The organism is Monashia sp. HAY1-2A (assembly GCF_056755315.1).
Genome location: NZ_JBNDHY010000002.1, coordinates 1 through 18,268, shown reverse-complemented (window position 1 = coordinate 18,268; position 18,268 = coordinate 1). Strand labels below are relative to the sequence as shown.

Below are 18,268 nucleotides of genomic sequence, written 5' to 3'. Positions count from 1 at the left end.
TCGACACCGACCTGTCCGGTGCGGGACCTCGACGCGCTCGCTCAGACCAGCGCGCGCAGCGCCAGCAGGTAGCTCTGCAGGCCGAAGCCGGCCACGGTGCCGGTGGCGACGCCGGCGACGACCGAGGTGTGCCGGAACTCCTCGCGCGCGGCGGGGTTGGACAGGTGCACCTCGACGAGGCTGCGTCCGCTCGTCGTGACGATGGCGCACGCGTCGCGAACCGCGTAGGAGTAGTGCGTGAAGGCACCGGGGTTGAGCACGACGTCGGCGCCGGAGTCGACGGCCTCGTGCAGCCAGTCGATGAGCTCGCCCTCGTGGTTGGTCTGCCGGCAGTCGGCGACGAGACCGAGGTCGCGCGCCTCGCGCTGGACCGCGGCGTGCACGTCGTCCAGCGTGTCGGAGCCGTAGACCTCCGGCTCGCGGGTGCCGAGCCGGTTGAGGTTGGGACCGGACAGGACGAAGACCGTTGCCGTCATGGCCGGAGTCTAGTGAGCCCCCGCACCGCCGGCCCGCGACACGAGGCGGTACGCCTCCTCGAGGACGGCGTCGGACGGGCCGACCAGACGCGTGGGGACGGCGAGCCCGTCGAGCACGACGAACCGCAGGGTCGACCCGCGGGACTTCTTGTCCCGGCGCATCGCCGTGAGCAGCGACTCCCACCGGTCGCCGCGGTAGGTCGTCGGCAGGCCGAGCGACCCGAGCACTGCTCGGTGGCGGGCGACCAGGTGGTCGCCCTCCGGTCCGGTGAGGTGGCCGGTGAGCCGCGCCAGCTCGGCGACGTACACCATGCCGACGCTGATCGCCTCGCCGTGACGCCACGTGTAGCCCTCGACCTGCTCGATGGCATGCCCGAACGTGTGGCCGTAGTTGAGGATCTCGCGCAGCGAGCTCTCGCGCGGGTCGGCGGCGACGACCTCGGCCTTGACCCGGACCGCCCGCTCGACGAGCTCGACCACGTGCGGGCCGTCGGCCCGGCAGGCCGATGCCGGGTCGTCCTCGACGAGCTCGAGGATGCGCGGGTCCGCGATGAACCCGCACTTGACGACCTCGGCGAGGCCCGCGACGAGGTCGGCCCGCGGCAGTGTCGCGAGCACGCCGACGTCGCAGACCACCCCGGCCGGCGGGTGGAATGCGCCGACGAGGTTCTTGCCCTCGGGAGTGTTGATGCCGGTCTTGCCGCCCACGGCGGCGTCGACCATGCCGAGGAGGGTCGTCGGCACCTGCACGACGCGTACTCCACGCAGCCACGACGCCGCGACGAAGCCCGCGAGGTCGGTGACGGTGCCACCGCCGAGGCCGACGACGGCGTCGCTGCGGGTGAAACCCGCCCGGCCGAGCCGCGACCAGAGGTCTGCGGCCACCGCGGCGGTCTTGGCCGACTCGGCGTCGGGGACCTCGGCGGCAAGGACCGCGTACCCGCGCGCCTCGAGGGCCGAGGCGACGCGCGCCACGAGGTCGGGCAGCGTCGGCGGGTGGACGAGCAGGACGCGCTCGACTCCCTCGCCGACGAGCTCGCCGACCCGGTCGAGGGCACCGGAGCCGATGACGACGTCGTACTGTCCGCCGACGCTGATCGTCGTCGGCGCGGCCGTGCCGCTCACGCCCGCCCCGCCTCGAGGAGCGCGACGACCTCGTCGACGACGGCCTCCGGAGCCTTGCCCGCGGTGTCGACGCGGACCGACGCCACGCGCTCGTAGGTGGGGCGGCGATGGTTCATCATCGTGACCCACGAGGCGCGCGGGTTGACGGCGAGCAGCGGACGGGACCGGTCGAAGCCGATGCGCCGGCTCGCGTCGGCGATGGCGACGTCGAGGAACACGACGACGTGGCCCCGCAGCGCCTCCTCGGTCAGCGGGTCCATCACCGCCCCGCCCCCGAGTGCGACGACGCCGGTCTCCTCCGCGAGCGACCGGGCCACCTCGGCCCGCTCGAGCTCCCGGAAGACCGGCTCGCCGTCGTCGACGAAGATGTCGGAGATGCTGCGCCCCTCCACCGCTTCCACGGCGGCGTCGACGTCGTGGAAGGCGACCCCCAGTCGCTCGGCGAGCGCCTTGCCGACGGTCGTCTTGCCCGCACCGGGCGGCCCGACGACGACGGCGACCGGACGCGTCGCCTCTTCGGCCCCCCTGGCCTCCGTGGCCTCGGTGGCGTCCGTCGGCTGCCCGGAGTCGGCGGTCACCACGTCCGCAGCCCCTCCGGGATCGCCGCCAGGTACGCGGCGTGGTTGCGCGAGGTCTCGGCGACGGAGTCGCCGCCGAACTTCTCGAGGCACGCCTCGGCGAGCACGAGCGCCACCATCGCCTCGGCGACGACGCCTGCCGCGGGGACGGCGCACACGTCGGAGCGCTGGTGGATGGCGGTCGCGGCCTCACCGGTCGCGACGTCGACGGTGGCGAGGGCCCGCGGCACGGTGCTGATCGGCTTCATCGCCGCGCGCACGCGCAGCGGCTGGCCGTTGGACATGCCGCCCTCGGTCCCGCCGGCCCGGGCGGTGCGACGCGTGATGGCGCCCTCGAGCAGGTCCATCTCGTCGTGGGCCCGGGAGCCGCGGCGGCGGGCCGTCTCGAAGCCGTCCCCGACCTCGACGCCCTTGATCGCCTGGATGCTCATGAGCGCCTGCGCCAGGCGGCCGTCGAGCCGGCGGTCCCAGTGCACGTGCGAGCCGAGGCCCGGAGGCAGGCCGTAGGCCAGCACCTCGACGACGCCACCGAGGGTGTCGCCGTCCTTGCGGGCGGCGTCGACCTCGGCGACCATCGCGGCCGACCCGGCCACGTCGAAGGCGCGGACGGGGTCGGCGTCGAGACGCTCGACGTCGTCGGGCGTCGGCACGGGCGCGTCGGGGCTGACCGCTGCGGTGCCGATCGAGACCGTGTGCGACACGAGCCGGATGCCGTAGGCCTGCTCCAGGAAGCGCGCGGCGACCTCACCCAGCGCGACCCGCGCCGCGGTCTCACGCGCGCTGGCCCGCTCGAGCACGGGACGGGCGTCCTCGTGCCCGTACTTCTGCATGCCGACGAGGTCCGCGTGGCCGGGCCGGGGGCGGGTCAGCGGCTTGTTGCGCGCGACCTCCTTCTCGGCGTTGACGTCGTCCGCGGCGGCGTACGCCTCGTCGCTGACGGCCTCGGGGCTCATGACGGTCGTCCACTTGGGCCACTCGCTGTTGCCGATGCGCACGGCGAGGGGCGAGCCGATCGTCACCCCGTGGCGCAGGCCCCCGAGGAACTCGACCTCGTCCTGCTCGAACTTCATCCGGGCGCCGCGCCCGTACCCGAGCCGGCGCCGCGCGAGCGCGGCCTGCAGGTCCTTGGCGCCGACCTCGACACCGGCCGGGACGCCCTCGAGGACGGCCACCAGCGCCGGGCCGTGGGACTCACCGGCGGTCAACCAACGAAACATGTCCCGATCCTCCCACGCAGCCTGTCGCCGGCTCCGACCCGCCCGCGAGGCGGACGACCGCAGCCACACCGGCGACCGCACCCGGACGCACCACGGTCAGAGGACGAACCGCACCTCGGTGAGCAGCGACAGGAGCAACCCGACGAGCATCCACGGACCGAAGGCGATGTCGTCCTTGCGCGAACCACGCAGCACCGTGAGCCGGACGACGCCGTAGGCGCCGGCGAGGAGGAAGGCCGCGCACGCCGCGACGAGCGTCGCCACCACCGACAGGTAGCCCGAGGCGAGCCCGACCAGGCCGGCCAGGGTGACGTCGCCGAACCCGAAGCCGCTGCCCAGCAACGCGGCGAGCAGGGCGAGCAGCAGGAACACCGCCCACAGCGCGAGACCCGCGACGACGGCCCGACGCAGGGCCGCCCAGTCCCCCGACGCGAGCGAGGCGACGGTCAGCTGGACGAGCAGGACGACATATGCCGGGCGGGTCAGGCCCCGAGGCAGCCGGTGCACGTCGGCGTCGATCCACGAGAGCGCTACCGCGACCGCGGAGAAGACGAGGTAGGCCGGTGCCAGCGCCCACTCCGACAGGGGGCCGAACCGCCAGGCGAGGACCGCCCAGAGCAGCCCGGTCGAGGCCGTCACGACCCACGGCCCGACGCGCGGTCCCGGACCGATCTCATCGTCGAGCCGGTAGCCCAGGGTCGCGAGCCGCCGGCGCAGGAGCTCACCGACACCGAGGCCGGCCAGACCCACCACGACGACGAACCACCACGGCGTCGGCGGCGCGGCGACCCAGGTCACGACGCGGTCCCCGCCTCGGCCGTACCTGCGCGGTCGTCGCGACCCGCCGCCTGCTGAGATGTCCGGACCGCCCGGGCCGCCAGGACGGCGTCGAGCGCGGCACGCATCGCCTCGAGGGGCGCGGGGCGCCCGGTCATGAGCTCGACCTGTCGGGTGGCCTGGTGCAGGAGCATGTCCGTACCGGGGGCGACGACCCAGCCGGCGGCCGCAGCGGCCCGCTCGAGCGGCGTCGTGCCGCCGGCGTAGACGGCATCGAGCAGCACCGGGCGCGTCGACGCGTCGGCCACGGGCAGCCGGTCCAGGCCGACCACGGACGCAGGGGGCACGGTGCTGACGACGACGTCGGTCGGCGTCCACTGCCCGAGACCGACGACCTCGACCTCGAGGCCCGACGCGCGCGCCTGCTCGAGCGTCTCGGGTCGGGCCCGGTCGCGCACCATGAGGACGACCCGCCGGGCGGTGCCGGCCACCGCCGCGACCGTGGAGCGCGCCGTGGCCCCCGACCCGACGACGAGCACCGATCGGGGCGCGGGGGCACCGGCCTCGGCCAGCGCCCGCCGGACGCCGACGACGTCGGTGTTATGCGCCGACCAGCCGGCGGCGGTCGGCAGCAGCGTGTTGGCCGCACCGGTGGCGCGGGCCGCGTCGTCCACGACGGACGCGGCCGCGAGGGCCGCCTCCTTGAGCGGCATCGTCAGCGACAGGCCCCGGCACCCGTCCGCGAGGGCCTCGAGCTCGCCGGCGAACCGGTCGGCCCCGACCTCGCGGCGTCCGTACGTCCAGCCGAGACCCAGCGCCGTGTAGGCGGCCCGGTGCAGCACCGGCGAGAGCGAGTGCGCGATGGGGCTGCCCCACACCTCGCACCAGGGCGTCAGCACTTGCCCTTGTTGGCCGCACACCACTGCTGGAACTGCTGGACGTTGCGCTGGTGCTCCTCGTACGTCGTCGCGAACTTCGTCTCGCCGGTGGCCAGGTTGACGGTGACGAAGTACAACCAGCCGCCCGGCGCCGGCGAGGCGGCCGCCTGCAGGGCCTGGTCGCCGGGGTTGGCGATCGGGCCCGGCGGCAGACCCGGGAAGCGACGCGTGTTGTACGGGCTGCCGCTGTCGAGCATGGCCTGGGTGGGCACGCCGCGCTTCTTGAAGATGTAGTTGACCGTCGAGTCGAGGCCGAGGGACATGTTCTGGGCGAGGCGGTTCTCGATGACCCGTGCCACCTTGGCCTGGTCGGCCTCGGTCTGGGCCTCGCCCTCGACGAGGCTCGCGACCGTGACGACGCGCTCCATCCGGTCCGGCGCGATGCCGAGGGCGTCGAGGCGCTTCATCGACTCGGCGACCATCTGCTTGAGCTGGTCGAGCGCGGTCGTCTTTGACCCGAACTCGTAGCTGGCCGGGAAGAGGTAGCCCTCGATGTTGCCCTTGGCCGACGGTGGCAGGCCGAGCTCGTCGACCTTCTTGGCCGCGGCCTCGTACTGGGCGACCGGGATGCCCGAGCCCTTCGACAGGCGCGCGTAGATCTCGGTGGCCCACAGGCCCTCCGGGATGGTGACCCGGGTGATGTCGCGGTTCTTGGGGTCGACGAGGACGGCGAGGGCGTCGGCGGCGCGCATCTGCTTCTTCAGCGTGTAGATGCCCGGCTGGATGCCGGCGCTCCTCGGGTCGGCGTTCGCGGCCTCGATGAACGCCTTCGTCGACTTGACGACGTCGTCCTCGACGAGCGTCTTGGCGATGGCGGTGCCGCCCTGGCCGTCCTCGACGGTGACCTGGACCTGGCCGGAGCCCGGGCCCGGGTAGTCGTTGGCCTCGAGGAAGTCCTCGACGACGGGCCGCAACGCCTTGTAGGCGACGCCCACGCCGCCACCGATGAGACCGAGCGCGAGGACGATGACGATGATGCGGCGCAGCACCGACGGCTTGCCGGAGCGTCGCGCGGCGGGTGCAGGTGCGCTGGGTGCCCCCGTGGACGAGCCGGCGTCGCGTCTGCGGCGTCCGCGCGCCCGGGCGGCCTGCTCGGCCTCGCGACGCTCGCGCCGGGTCAGGGGGACGGCACCCTCCGCGTCGGCACCGTGTGCCGGACCGTGGCCTGCCTCGTGTCCCCCCGTGGCCGGCGACGTGGTCGTGGTCCGCATGCCTGCCGTACCCGTCGTACCCACCCGCGGCGAGGTCGTGCTCGTAGGCGCCCGGCGCGGTCTCGTCGTAGGCGTACGTGTCGTCGTGGTCGCCGAAGATGGACGACTCCAGGTGGTCCTTCATCGTCGGCGTTCCTTCTTCCGTCTTCCGGTGGGCGAGACGGTCTCGCCCGGCGCCCGGCCCAGGGCCGCCTCGGTGTCGAGGGCCCACTGGAGGATCAGCACGGCAGCGGCCTGGTCGACCACCGCTCGCTGGCCGCGACCGGGGACCCCGCTGTCGCGTAGTCTCCGGTGCGCGTCGACGGTGGTCAAGCGCTCGTCGACGAGGCGCACCGACACGGTACCGAGCCGCGCGGCCAGCAGGGACGCATACGTGCGAGCCAGCCGGGCCGCCTCCCCCTCCTGCCCGGACAGGAGCCGCGGCAGCCCGACGACGACCTCGACGGCGCCGAGGTCGGCGACGATCGCGGCGAGCGCCTCGACGTCGGCGTCGGCCGCGAGGTCACGCGGCAGCGTCTCGACGGGGTGGGCGAAAGTCCCGGACGGGTCGGACGCGGCGACGCCGACGCGGGCCTGGCCCACGTCGACGCCGACGCGAACTCCGGGGCGTGCGCCCGACGAGGTCACTGGCCGGCGCCTCGGCTCCGCAGTGCGTCCTCGACCGCGCCGAGGGCCGCCGAGACCTGGCCGGCGTCCGTGCCGCCACCCTGGGCGAGCTCGTCGCGCCCCCCACCGCCACCGCCGAGGGCGGCGGCCGCGAGCTTGACGAAGTGGCCCGCCTTGAGGCCGGCCTCGCGGGCGCGCTCGTTCGTCGCGACGATGACGACGGGCCGCTCGTTCGCGACCGCCGCCATGGACACGAGCGTCGGCCGCTCGTTGCCGAGCCTCGAGCGCACGTCGGTGACCAGAGCGCGCAGGTCGTCAGCGACGACCCCGCTGCCGGCGTCGTGGCTGACGAACGTGACGCCACCGATGTCGCGCGCCGAGGCGACGAGACCCGCGGCCGCGCCGAGCACCTGGGCCTGGCGCACCGCCGCGATCTCCTTCTCGGCGTCGCGCAGGCGCGACAGGATGCCGCTGATGCGGTCGGGCAGCTCGTCACGGCGCACGCCGAGCGTGTCGGTCAGCTGGCTGACGATCGCCGCCTCGCGGGCCAGATGGGTGTAGGCGTCGGCGCCGACGAGCGCCTCGACCCGTCGGACACCCGAGCCGATGGAGGCCTCCCCGAGCAGCTTGACGACCCCGATCTGGCCGATCCGCGGAGTGTGCGTGCCCACGCACAGCTCACGCGACCACTCGCCGATCGAGACAACGCGGACGCGCTCGCCGTACTTCTCGCCGAAGAGCGCCATCGCACCGAGCTTCTTGGCCGCGTCGAGCCCCATGACGTCGGCGGTCACGGGCAGGTCGTCGAGCAGGAACCCGTTGATGCGGGCCTCGATCTGCCCCATCGCCTCAGCCGGTACCGCCTGCAGCGACCGGAAGTCGAAGCGCAGGCGCCCCGGCGAGTTCTCCGAACCGGCCTGGGTCGCGGTCTCGCCGAGCTCGTCGCGCAGCGCCTGGTGCACCATGTGCGTCGCGGTGTGCGCCCGCGAGATGGAACGCCGACGCAGCACGTCGACCTCCGCCTCGGCCTCCTGGCCCACCGCCGCCTCGCCCTCGAGGACCGTGGCGCGGTGGACGACCAGCCCCGTGATGGGTCGCTGGACGTCCTTGACCTCGATGAGCGCGCCGTTCGCGAGGCGGATCCGCCCGTGGTCGGCCTGCTGGCCACCGGACTCGGCGTAGAGCGGGGTGCGATCCAGGACGAGCTCGACGTCGTCGCCGGCCTCGGCGCGCTCGACGACGACCCCGTTGCGGACGATGCCGCGCAGGCGGGTGTCGGTGAGCACCTGGTCGTAGCCGGTGAACTCGACGTCGCGGCCGAGCGCGTCGGCCAGCTGCCGGTAGACGGAGGTGTCGCCGTGCGCGCTCTTCTTCGCCCGGGCGTCGGCCTTGGCGCGGTCGCGCTGCTCGGCCATGAGGCGCCGGAAGCCGGCCTCGTCGACCTGCAGGCCCTGCTCGGACGCCATCTCGAGCGTGAGGTCGATCGGGAACCCGTACGTGTCGTGCAGCGCGAACGCCTCGGGCCCGCCGAGCGTCGCCGCCCCCGACGCCTTGGCCTTGGCGACCGCGGTGTCGAGGATCGTCGTGCCCGCGCTCAGGGTGCGTCGGAACGCGTCCTCCTCTGCGTAGGCGACCTGGCTGATCCGCCGGAAGTCGGTCTCGAGCTCGGGATAGGAGGCCTTCATCCGCTCCATGCTGACCGGCAGCAGGTGCTCGAGGGTCGGGGCGTCGACGCCGAGCAGGCGCATCGAGCGCACCGCGCGGCGCAGCAGGCGGCGCAGGACGTACCCGCGCCCCTCGTTGCCCGGCACGACGCCGTCGCCGATGAGCATGAGCGAGGAGCGCACGTGGTCGGCGACGACCCGGAAGCGGACGTCGTCCTCGTGCACCGCACCGTAGCGGCGGCCGGTGAGGTCCTCGGCCGCGGCGATGACCGGGAAGACCTCGTCGGTCTCGTAGATGTTGTCGACGCCCTGGAGCAGGAAGGCGGCGCGCTCGAGGCCCATGCCGGTGTCGATGTTGCGCTTGGGCAGGTCCCCGACGATGTCGAAGTCCTCCTTCGACCGGACGTTCTCGAGCTCGTACTGCATGAAGACGAGGTTCCAGAACTCGAGGTAGCGGTCGCCGGCCTCCCAGTCACCGTCGGCGCCGTACGCCGGCCCGCGGTCGAGGAGGATCTCCGAGCAGGGGCCGCCCGGGCCGGCGACGCCCATGTTCCAGTAGTTGTCCTTGCGGCCGAGCCGCACGATGCGGTCGTCGGGCAGGCCGGCGACCTTCTTCCACAGCGAGATGGCCTCGTCGTCCTCGTGGTAGACGGACGCGTAGAGGTCCTTCTCGTCGAAGCCGAGGCCGCCGTCGGACTGGCTCCTCGTGATGAGCTCCCACGCGAGCTCGATCGCGCCTTCCTTGAAGTAGTCGCCGAAGCTGAAGTTGCCGTTCATCTGGAAGAACGTGCCGTGGCGGGTCGTCTTGCCGACCTCCTCGATGTCGAGGGTCCGCACGCACTTCTGGACGCTCGTCGCGCGGCTGTACGGCGGCGTCTCCTGGCCGAGGAAGTACGGCTTGAACGGCACCATGCCGGCGTTGACGAACAGTAGGTTCGGGTCGTCGTGCACGAGCGACGCGCTCGGCACGACGGTGTGGTCGCGGCTGCCGAAGAACGAGAGCCAACGGCGCCTGATCTCAGCGGTTTCCATGCGTCAGTCCTTGGGTCGGTGAGTGGTCCGGGGCCGTCACGGAGACGACGGCGCGGGTCGGGGCAGGTGGGGGCGGGGCCAGCCCGGCGCCTCAACGGGGCGCGACTGGCCCCCGGGGAGCTCGCGCCTGCCGCGCGCTCACCCGGACCGGGACCACCCTGCGTGCCACTCGGGCCACGATGCATCCGTCCTTCGACTCGTCGGCGCGGACCTCGCGCCACTGGTCAACCCTAACGGACGGTGCCCTGCGGGTCCCACCGCGTTCCCGCCCGGACGAGACGCTCGGGCCCCCGGACACGCGGCTGGGCCGGTCCCCCAAGCGGGGACCGGCCCAGCACGCGTGGGCCGCCGGCGGAGCTGCCGACCGACGCCGGCCGACTGCCGCCGACGGCTTTCGCGGCGCGTCAGACGGGCTCCACCTCGGCCACGAGGTCGGTCTTGATCTCGGGGAAGTGGCAGGCCTGCACGTGCTTGCCGCTCTCGCGCTTGGACCGGACCGGTGCCAGAGCCGCCTCGGAGGGCACCAGCGGCGGCTCCGTCTGGGCGCAGACCTCCTGGGCCTTCCAGCAGCGGGTGCGGAAGCGGCACCCGCTCGGCGGGTCGATCGGGCTGGGCACGTCGCCGACGAGGCGGATGCGCTCCTTGGGGGCGATGCCGCGCGCGACGTTGATGTCCGGTGCAGCGGACAGCAGCGCCTGCGTGTACGGGTGCTCCGGCTCCTCGTAGATCTTCTTCTTGTCGCCGTACTCGACGATCTTGCCGAGGTACATGACCGCGACCTGGTCGCAGAAGTGGCGCACGACGCCGAGGTCGTGCGCGACGAAGATGAACGCGAGGTCGAGCTCGTCGCGCAGCTTGCCCAGCAGGTTCATCACCTGCGCCTGGATCGACACGTCGAGCGCCGACACCGGCTCGTCCGCGATGATGAGCTTGGGCTCGACCGCGAGAGCGCGAGCGATGCCGATGCGCTGGCGCTGGCCGCCGGAGAACTCCGACGGGTAGCGGTTGATGTGCTCGGGGCTGAGGCCGACGAGCTCGAGCAGCTCCTGGACGCGGGCCTTCTCCTTGCCCCGGTGCAGACCGTGGACCTTGAGCGGCGTCGCGAGGATCGAACCGACGGTGTGCCGCGGGTTCAGGGAGCTGTACGGGTCCTGGAAGATCATCTGCACGTCGCGGCGGATGGACCGGAGGTCCTTCTCCGGCAGGTGCGTGATGTCGCGGCCCTCGAAGACGACCTTCCCGCCGGTGGGCTCGTCGAGGCGGGTCACGAGGCGTGAGGTCGTCGACTTGCCGCAGCCGGACTCCCCGACCAGGCCGAGCGTCTGGCCCTGCTTGACCGAGAAGCTGATGCCGTCGACGGCCTTGACCATGGCCTTGACCATGCGCAGCCCCTGGACCTCGCGGAAGGGGAAGTAGCGCTGGAGGTCGGTGACCTCCAGCAGCGTCTGGTCGCTCATCGTGCTCCCTCGGCGCTGTTCAGGGTGGTCACCGGGTCTTCGAGGTGGCACCGGAACTGGCGGTTGGACAGCCCCGGCGTCGGACGCCACTCGGGCAGCTGCGTGAAGCAGGCGTCGCCCTCGACGAGGTCCTTGAACGCGCAGCGCGGGTGGAACGAACAGCCCGAGGGCAGGGCGAGCAGGCTCGGCGGCGCGCCGGGGATCGTCGAGAGCTCGTCGCGGTCCTCCGAGTGCGACGGGACCGACTGCAGCAGGCCGAAGGTGTAGGGGTGCGAGGGCTGGGCCAGCACCTCCTTGGCGTCGCCCCTCTCGACGCCGCGACCGGCGTACATGACGAGGATGTCGTCGGCGGTCTCGGCGACGACCGCGAGGTCGTGCGTGATGAGGATGACGGCCGACCCGAACTCCTTCTGCAGGTCGTTGACGAGGTCGAGGATCTGCGCCTGGACGGTGACGTCGAGGGCGGTCGTCGGCTCGTCGGCGATGAGCAGCTTCGGGTTGTTGACGAGGCCGAGGGCGATCATCGCGCGCTGGCGCATGCCGCCGGAGAACTCGTGCGGGTACTGGTTGGCCCGGCGCTGCGGGTTCGGGATGCCGACGAGCTCGAGCATCTCGACGGCACGCTTGGCCGCCACCTGCTTGCTCACGCTGTGGTGGGCCGCGTAGGCCTCGGCGATCTGCTTGCCGACCTTGTGGAACGGGTGCAGCGAGGACTGCGGGTCCTGGAACACCATGGCGGCCTTGGTGCTCCGGATCTGCTGGAAGGTCTGGCGCGGCGCCCCGACGAGCTCGATGCCGTCGAGCTTGATGCTCCCGGTGATCTGCGTGCGCTTCGGGTTGTGCAGGCCGAGGACCGCCATGCTCGAGACCGACTTGCCCGACCCGGACTCGCCGACGATGGCGAGGGTGCGGCCGAGGCGGGCCTGGTAGCTGAGGTTGGAGACGGCCTTGACGACCCCCTCCTCGGTCGGGAAGGCGACCGACAGGTCGGTGACCTCGAGGACGACGTCCCCGGCGTTCTGGGCCTGCGCGCTCTGGGTCGCGATGGTGTTCGACGGCGTGGTCACGTGAGCCTCACTCGCGGGTCGATGAACGAGTAGCCGATGTCGACGAGGAGGTTCATCAGGACCACGATGACCGCGGTCATGAGGACGCTGCCCATGATGACCGGCAGGTCGTCGTTGCGGAAGGCCGTGATGGTGCGCCGGCCGATGCCGTCGACGCTGAAGATCTGCTCGGTGATGAGGGTTCCCGTGAGCAGGGCGGCGATGTCGAGACCGAGGATCGTCAGGATCGGGCTCATCGCGGCGCGGAAGCCGTGGCGCACGAGCACCCGCCGCTCGCCGATGCCTTTGGAGCGCGCCGTGCGGATGTAGTCCATCGACAGCGACTCGAGCATCGAGTTGCGGGTGTAGCGCACGTACGTCGTCGAGGTGACGAGGCCCAGGATGAGGGCCGGGGCCAGCATGCCGAGGAGGTAGGGCACGACGCCCGAGGAGATCGACCTGTACTGCGGAAGGATGTGCCACAGCGTCACGGGGTACAGCGCGACGAGCAGCGCGAGCACGTAGTACGGGATCGCGCCGATGACCTGCGAGACGCCGACGATGCCCCGGTCCGAGGGGGTGCCGCGCCGGACGGCGGCCAGGATGCCGAGCGTGATGCCGACGACCAGGAAGATGACGGCCGCCATGAGCGTCAGGACCACGGTGTTCGGGAACCGCGTGAACAGCTCGTCGTTGACGGACTGCCGCGTCACGAACGAGTAGCCCAGGCACGGCGCGCCGCAGTGCACCCGGTCCCCGGCGTAGACGAAGTCACGGCCGGCGAACAGGCCCGAGAAGTAGTCGGTGAACTGCTGGGGCAGCGGCTTGTCCAGGCCGAGGTTGGCGCGGATGGCCGCGAGGCGGGCCGGCGGGCACTTCGTGTCGGGACACAAGGCCTGCGCCGGGTCCGACGGCGCGGCGAAGAAGAGGAGGAACGCCGAGACCAGGGTCGCCAGGACGACGCTCAGGGCCAGCGCGAGCCTCCGCAGGATGTACGTGAGCACGGGAGGAGCCTTCCAAGGGGGCGGGCGCCAGTGATGGGGGTCCGGGATCGCCGGACCCCCACCACCGCGGTCGGTTCAGATCATGCGTCCGCGGCGGGACGCCGTCAGCACCGACTTACTGGTCGAGCCAGATCTGGGTGATCTCGGGCATGCCCTTGTTCGGGTTGTTCATGACGTTCTTGACCTTCGAGCCGAAGACCGTGTTGCCCTTGTCGTAGTAGTCCGGGATGGCCAGGAGGTAGTTCTCCATGAGCCACTTGTCCATCTTGCCCCACTCCGGGCCCTGCTCGGCGATCGAGAGCTGCAGGATGCGCTTGATCTCGGCGTCGATCTTGGCGTCGGAGAAGTTGCCGAAGGTCGTGCCACCCTGCGACAGGGCGCCGGAGCCGACGGTGGGCGGGATGATGGAGTCGGCCGACGGCCAGTCGAAGCACCAGCCGCGCGGGCCCTGCAGCATGTTGTACTTGCCGTTGGGCTTGCCGATGATCGCGCGGCGCTCCTTTCCGGGAACGCCGATGTCGGTCACCTTGAAGCCGGCAGCCTGGAGCTTCTGCTTGCGGACCTGGTTGACCTTCTGCGCCGAGTCGTCGTCGTTCGTGTAGTAGTAGATGAGCTCGAACGGCTTGTCCGGACCGTAGCCGGCGTCGGCGAGCATCTTCTTCGCCTTGTCCGGGTTGCCGTCGCCCTGGCCGTTCATGCCGTCGACGACGTAGTCGAGGTGGCCGGGGATCTGCGGCGGGATCATCGTGCTGGCCGGGGTGAACGAGTGCGAGGTCTCGCCGGCGGCCTTGTGGATCGAGTCGAACGGCCACGCGGCGGCGATCGCCTTGCGCACCGGCATGGGGATCTTCGTGGCGTCCATGTTGACCATGATCACGCACGAGGACGGACCCTCGACGAACTGCGACTTCTTCTCACCCTCGATCTGCGGGATGAGCGAGGAGTCGATGGGCATCCAGTTCATCGTCGTCGCGTCGTCGCCGTTGGAGGCGAGGATGGCGGTCTGCGTCTTGAGGTCGTCGACGCCCCACTTGAAGTGGTAGCCGTCCGGGTAGTCGTTGCGCGCCGGGTCCGTCTTGGGGTCCCAGTTGGGGTTGCGCTTGAGGGTCAGCTCGGTGCCCGGGGTGTACTTGTCGAACATGTAGGGACCGGTGGCCAGCGGGTGCAGCTGGTAGTCGGCCTTGGTGTCCTTGGCCTCGGGGATCGGCGCGAACTGGTTGAAGGAGACGAAGTACGGGAGCGTCTCGAAGCGCTTCTCGAGGTGGAAGACGACGGTCTTGTCGTCGGTGGCCTCGACGCCCTTCCAGTTCTTGTCACCCTTGTACGGGCCCTGGTAGTCGGCGCCGCCCTTGAAGAACTCCTTCTGGTACGTCGGCCCGTCCGCGGCGAGGTCGGGGTCGAAGGAGCGCTTGGCCGCGAACACGACATCCTGGGCCTTGACCGGCGTGCCGTCCTCGTACTTCAGGCCGTCCTTGAGGGTGAAGGTCCACGTGAGGCCGTCCTCGGACTGCTTGCCGAGGTCGGTGGCGAGGTCCGGGACGAGGACCATCTTGCCGTCGCGCATCGTGAACGTCGTCAGCGCGCGGTGCGTCAGCGAGAAGATGACGGCCGTGTCCTGGAAGAACTGGTCGCTCGGGTCCATGTTGGCGGGCGTCGACGAGTAGGCGACGGTGAGGATGCCGCCCTTCTTGGCGCCCGGGACGGCGGGGGCCGGCCCCTTGGCGTTCGGGTCGAGGGCGGCAGCGGCACCCTCGACGGGGCCGTTGCCGGCACCGTTGGTGCCGCCGGCGCCGCCGTTGTTGGCTGCCGGAGCGCCGCAGGCCGCGACAAACCCGAGGGATGCCACGGCTCCCACGGTCAGGACTTTGGTCCAGCGCATTGTTGTTGCTCCCTTTTGTGCGTGTCCCGGCGCTTTGCCGGGGACATGTGAGGACCGAGAACGGGTGGGTTATCGGCGACTGGTGGGGTCGAAGGCATCGCGGATCGAGTCACCAAGCAGCGTCAGGGCGAGCACGAGCAGCGACAGGGCGATGACCGAGGGCCAGAGCCACAGCGGATAGGTGGCGAAGAGGTTCTGCGCATCGGCGATCGTGCGGCCCCACGACGCCGTCGGCTCGACGAGGCCGACGCCGAGGTAGCTCAGCGTCGCCTCGTAGGTGATGTAGGCCGGGACCGCGATCGAGGCGGACACGATGATGGGGCCCACGAGGTTGGGCAGGATCTCCTTGAAGAGGATCTGGCGGGTGGGGACCCCGATGGCCCGGGCCGCCTGGACGAACTCGCGCTCGCGCAGGCTCGTCACCTCACCGCGGACGAGTCGGGCCAGGCCCATCCAGCCGAAGAAGAAGAGCACGCAGATCAGCACGACGAAGCGGATGCGGGACGTCTGCTCGTTGGTGAGGTCGCTGCCGGCGGCGATGCTCTTCTGGACGATCGGAACGATGGCGATGATGAGCAGCAGGATCGGCAGGCTGAGGAAGAAGTCGATGACCCACGAGATGATGCGGTCCACGACGCCGCCGAGGTACCCGGCGACGAGGCCGAGCGTCACGCCGATGATCGTCGAGACGGTCGCCGCGACGAACCCGATGACGAGCGAGGGCTGGGCGCCGTAGGCCCAGCGGGCGAACAGGTCACGGCCCAGTCGGGGCTCGACGCCGAGGAAGTGGGCCGAGCTCATGCCGACGGTCGGCAGGCCGTTGAAGTCGACGAGCTCGGTGTGCGTCGCGTACGGGTCGGCCGCGGCCTTGGTCAGCGGGTCGACCGCCTCGAGCTTGGTCAGCAGCGGCGCGAAGATCGCGACGAGGACGAAGAAGACGATGATGGCGCCGCAGACGATGGCGACCTTGTCCTTCTTCAGCCGGTCCCAGGCGACCTGCCCCGGAGAACGGCCGGTCCTCACCTGCTTGCGGTTCGGCTCCTGGGCGGTCCTCTCGTCGGGCGCCTCCGTCAGCGTCGCAGCTGCAGAGCCCGGCATGGCGTTCAACGCGTCGTCTCCATCCTTGTGGGGTTCCATCACCGACGAGGTCACTCGCCGGTCCCGGCACAGGCACACGGACGGGCCGTTCCACCCCCTGCGGGACGTCGTCACCCTGCCATACGCCGGGCCGGTGTCCAAGCATCGAGACGGTCTTGGTTGACAAATCGTTACCAGTGTCCGGTTCGGCACAACATCGTGCGGACGAGGGCGGGCCCGGAGGGATGTTCGGCCGTCGGACGGCTCCCTGGCCCCACCTGTCACGCCGGCAACACGCCTGGACAACTCACCGCGAACGTGGCGTGTCGGGCGCGGGAGTGGCCGAGCCGTCGGACCGCCAGGCACCTCCGGTCCTGACGCGGACGTCAGGACCACGGGTCCGGACGTCATGACCGACGGGCCCGGACGTCAGGACCGACGGGTCCGGCCGAGACGGCCGGCGAGCCAGTCCCACCGCGTGCGCAGTCGCTCCTCGAACCCGCGGTCGGTGGGCCGGTAGTAGCTGACGGCGTCGTGCAGGTCGTCGGGCAGGTACTGCTGGCGGGCCACGGCGTCAGGCTCGTCGTGCGCGTAGACGTAGCCCGCCCCGTGGCCGAGCCGCTCGGCACCGGCGTACCCGCTGCCGCGCAGGTGTGGCGGTACCGCTCCCCCGCGTCCGGCCCGGACGTCGGCGATGGCGGCGTTGATGCCGAGGTAGGCCGCGTTCGACTTCGGGGCGAGCGCGTTGTGGACCACGGCCTGGCCCAGGATGATCCGCGCCTCGGGCATCCCGATCTGCGCCACGGCGTGCATCGCCGCTACGGCGGTCTGCAGCGCTGTCGGGTCGGCCATGCCGACGTCCTCGCTCGCGGAGATGACGATGCGGCGTGCGATGAACCGCGGGTCCTCCCCCGCCTCGAGCATCCGCGCCAGGTAGTGCAGGGCGGCGTCGACGTCGCTGCCGCGCATCGACTTGATGAGGGCGCTGGCGACGTCGTAGTGCTGGTCACCGGCACGGTCGTACCGGACCGCCGCGTGCGCCACCGCCTGCTCGACGTGGGCCAGGGTGATGGCCACCGGACGGTCGTCGGTGCGCCCGGCGGGTTCGGCGTCGAGCGCGACACCGGCCGCCGCCTCGAGGGAGGTCAGGGCCCGGCGCGCGTCGCCGCCGGAGATCCGCACGAGGTGGTCGAGGGCGTCGTCGTCCAGGGTGTGCGCGCCGGCGAAGCCGCGCTCGTCGTCGAGGGCGGCGCGGAGCAGGTCGGCGACGTCGGCGTCGGGCAGCGCGCCCAGCGTGACGAGGACCGAGCGCGACAGCAGCGGCGAGATGATGCTGAACGACGGGTTCTCCGTCGTCGCCGCGACGAGGATGACGGTGCGGTTCTCGACACCGGGCAGCAGGGCGTCCTGCTGCGCCTTGGTGAAGCGGTGGATCTCGTCGAGGAACAGGACGGTCTGGCGCCCGTAGAGGTCGCGCTCGCGGGCCGCCGCGTCCATGACGGACCGGACGTCCTTGACGCCCGCGGTGACGGCGGACAGCTCGACGAACCGGCGGTCGGCGGCCGTGGCGACGAGGTGGGCGAGCGTCGTCTTGCCGGTGCCGGGCGGGCCCCAGATGATCGCCGACAGGGGGCCGGCGGCACCGCCGGAGCCCTCGATGAGCCGTCGCAGCGGGCTGCCCGGGCGCAGGGACTCGCGCTGCCCGCGCACCTCCTCGATGGTCCGCGGCCGCATCCGGACCGCGAGCGGCGCCGTCCCCGCCGACGCGGGCAGGTCGGCACGCTCTGCCGCCGCGGCGGACCCGAAGAGGTCGTCGGAGCTCACTGTGGAACCCTATCCGTGTGTCCCGACCCTCGGCCGTGGGCGGCCGCCCGCCCTCGCTCCTCACCCGGCTCGGCCGGGCCATCGCCCACCACCCCCGCTCGTGGGTCGCCGGCTGGGTCGTCGTCGCCGTCGCGTGCTTCGCGGTGTCGGTCGGGGGCGTCACCGGCCAGTCGCTCTTCGAGCGGCTGCACTCGGGCGCACCGACGGTCGACTCGGAGTCCTCGAGGGCCCGGGACGTCATCGAGGCCTCCCAGCCCGCCCTGGAGACGCTGACGCTGCAGGTGACCGGCGCGGACCTCGCCGACCGAGCGGTGGTGCGCCTGTCTCTTATACACATCTGACGCTGCCGACGACGGA

General features: G+C 71.8%; 16 protein-coding genes. 1 reads left to right on the top strand and 15 read right to left on the bottom strand.

What is annotated here, in order from left to right:
• Positions 1-41 precede the first annotated feature (41 nt).
• The 15 genes from aroQ to ACPYOM_RS00400 form a co-directional block, all read right to left on the bottom strand.
• A complete protein-coding gene (gene aroQ, locus ACPYOM_RS00470; RefSeq protein ID WP_481339917.1) occupies positions 42-476 on the bottom strand; it encodes a type II 3-dehydroquinate dehydratase in 435 nt (144 codons plus the stop codon).
• Positions 477-485: 9 nt separating this feature from the next.
• A complete protein-coding gene (gene aroB, locus ACPYOM_RS00465) occupies positions 486-1,601 on the bottom strand; it encodes a 3-dehydroquinate synthase (RefSeq protein ID WP_481344461.1) in 1,116 nt (371 codons plus the stop codon).
• A complete protein-coding gene (locus ACPYOM_RS00460) occupies positions 1,598-2,179 on the bottom strand; it encodes a shikimate kinase (RefSeq protein ID WP_481339937.1) in 582 nt (193 codons plus the stop codon). The genes aroB and ACPYOM_RS00460 overlap by 4 nt, the downstream gene beginning before the upstream one ends.
• Positions 2,176-3,396, bottom strand: a complete 1,221-nt coding sequence (aroC, locus tag ACPYOM_RS00455; RefSeq protein ID WP_481339910.1) for a chorismate synthase — start codon at positions 3,394-3,396, stop codon at positions 2,176-2,178. The genes ACPYOM_RS00460 and aroC overlap by 4 nt, the downstream gene beginning before the upstream one ends.
• A 96-nt stretch (positions 3,397-3,492) precedes the next feature.
• Positions 3,493-4,194 carry a prepilin peptidase gene (locus ACPYOM_RS00450; protein ID WP_481339907.1) on the bottom strand — a complete coding sequence of 234 codons (702 nt, stop codon included), beginning with the start codon at positions 4,192-4,194 and terminating at the stop codon, positions 3,493-3,495.
• Positions 4,191-5,072: a shikimate dehydrogenase gene (locus ACPYOM_RS00445; RefSeq protein WP_481344460.1), complete on the bottom strand. Its 882-nt coding sequence runs from the start codon at positions 5,070-5,072 to the stop codon at positions 4,191-4,193. Before ACPYOM_RS00445 ends, ACPYOM_RS00450 begins: the two co-directional genes overlap by 4 nt.
• The gene (mltG, locus tag ACPYOM_RS00440; RefSeq protein WP_481344459.1) at positions 5,066-6,322 is read right to left on the bottom strand and encodes an endolytic transglycosylase MltG; all 1,257 of its coding nucleotides are present in this window, start codon (positions 6,320-6,322) and stop codon (positions 5,066-5,068) included. The genes ACPYOM_RS00445 and mltG overlap by 7 nt, the downstream gene beginning before the upstream one ends.
• Before the next feature lie 120 nt (positions 6,323-6,442).
• Positions 6,443-6,949 (bottom strand): Holliday junction resolvase RuvX, encoded by a 507-nt coding sequence (ruvX, locus tag ACPYOM_RS00435; protein ID WP_481344458.1) that lies wholly within the window; start codon positions 6,947-6,949, stop codon positions 6,443-6,445.
• On the bottom strand, positions 6,946-9,624 hold the full coding sequence (gene alaS / locus ACPYOM_RS00430) for an alanine--tRNA ligase (RefSeq protein WP_481344457.1): 2,679 nt from the start codon (positions 9,622-9,624) through the stop codon (positions 6,946-6,948). Before alaS ends, ruvX begins: the two co-directional genes overlap by 4 nt.
• Positions 9,625-10,028: 404 nt before the next feature.
• Positions 10,029-11,081: an ABC transporter ATP-binding protein gene (locus ACPYOM_RS00425; protein ID WP_481339894.1), complete on the bottom strand. Its 1,053-nt coding sequence runs from the start codon at positions 11,079-11,081 to the stop codon at positions 10,029-10,031.
• Positions 11,078-12,148, bottom strand: a complete 1,071-nt coding sequence (locus ACPYOM_RS00420) for an ABC transporter ATP-binding protein (protein WP_481344456.1) — start codon at positions 12,146-12,148, stop codon at positions 11,078-11,080. Before ACPYOM_RS00420 ends, ACPYOM_RS00425 begins: the two co-directional genes overlap by 4 nt.
• Positions 12,145-13,131 carry an ABC transporter permease gene (locus ACPYOM_RS00415; RefSeq protein ID WP_481339889.1) on the bottom strand — a complete coding sequence of 329 codons (987 nt, stop codon included), beginning with the start codon at positions 13,129-13,131 and terminating at the stop codon, positions 12,145-12,147. Before ACPYOM_RS00415 ends, ACPYOM_RS00420 begins: the two co-directional genes overlap by 4 nt.
• A 115-nt stretch (positions 13,132-13,246) precedes the next feature.
• Positions 13,247-14,977 carry an ABC transporter substrate-binding protein gene (locus tag ACPYOM_RS00410; protein WP_481339886.1) on the bottom strand — a complete coding sequence of 577 codons (1,731 nt, stop codon included), beginning with the start codon at positions 14,975-14,977 and terminating at the stop codon, positions 13,247-13,249.
• 102 nt (positions 14,978-15,079) lie between these two features.
• On the bottom strand, positions 15,080-16,108 hold the full coding sequence (locus tag ACPYOM_RS00405) for an ABC transporter permease (protein WP_481339935.1): 1,029 nt from the start codon (positions 16,106-16,108) through the stop codon (positions 15,080-15,082).
• Positions 16,109-16,516: 408 nt separating this feature from the next.
• Positions 16,517-17,911, bottom strand: coding sequence for a replication-associated recombination protein A (locus ACPYOM_RS00400; RefSeq protein WP_481339883.1), 1,395 nt, complete (start codon positions 17,909-17,911; stop codon positions 16,517-16,519).
• Between the two features lie 17 nt (positions 17,912-17,928).
• Between ACPYOM_RS00400 and ACPYOM_RS00395 the strand changes: the two genes are divergently transcribed.
• Positions 17,929-18,252 (top strand): hypothetical protein, encoded by a 324-nt coding sequence (locus ACPYOM_RS00395; RefSeq protein WP_481344455.1) that lies wholly within the window; start codon positions 17,929-17,931, stop codon positions 18,250-18,252.
• The last annotated feature ends 16 nt before the right edge of the window (positions 18,253-18,268 follow it).

What these genes read in the sequence shown, in the direction of transcription:
- aroC (WP_481339910.1), bottom strand. Translation starts at nt 3,396, where the DNA reads ATGTTTCGTTGGTTGACCGCCGGTGAGTCCCACGGCCCGGCGCTGGTG.
- ACPYOM_RS00405 (WP_481339935.1), bottom strand. Translation starts at nt 16,108, where the DNA reads ATGCCGGGCTCTGCAGCTGCGACGCTGACGGAGGCGCCCGACGAGAGG.
- alaS (WP_481344457.1), bottom strand. Translation starts at nt 9,624, where the DNA reads ATGGAAACCGCTGAGATCAGGCGCCGTTGGCTCTCGTTCTTCGGCAGC.
- ACPYOM_RS00425 (WP_481339894.1), bottom strand. Translation starts at nt 11,081, where the DNA reads ATGAGCGACCAGACGCTGCTGGAGGTCACCGACCTCCAGCGCTACTTC.
- mltG (WP_481344459.1), bottom strand. Translation starts at nt 6,322, where the DNA reads ATGCGGACCACGACCACGTCGCCGGCCACGGGGGGACACGAGGCAGGC.
- aroQ (WP_481339917.1), bottom strand. Translation starts at nt 476, where the DNA reads ATGACGGCAACGGTCTTCGTCCTGTCCGGTCCCAACCTCAACCGGCTC.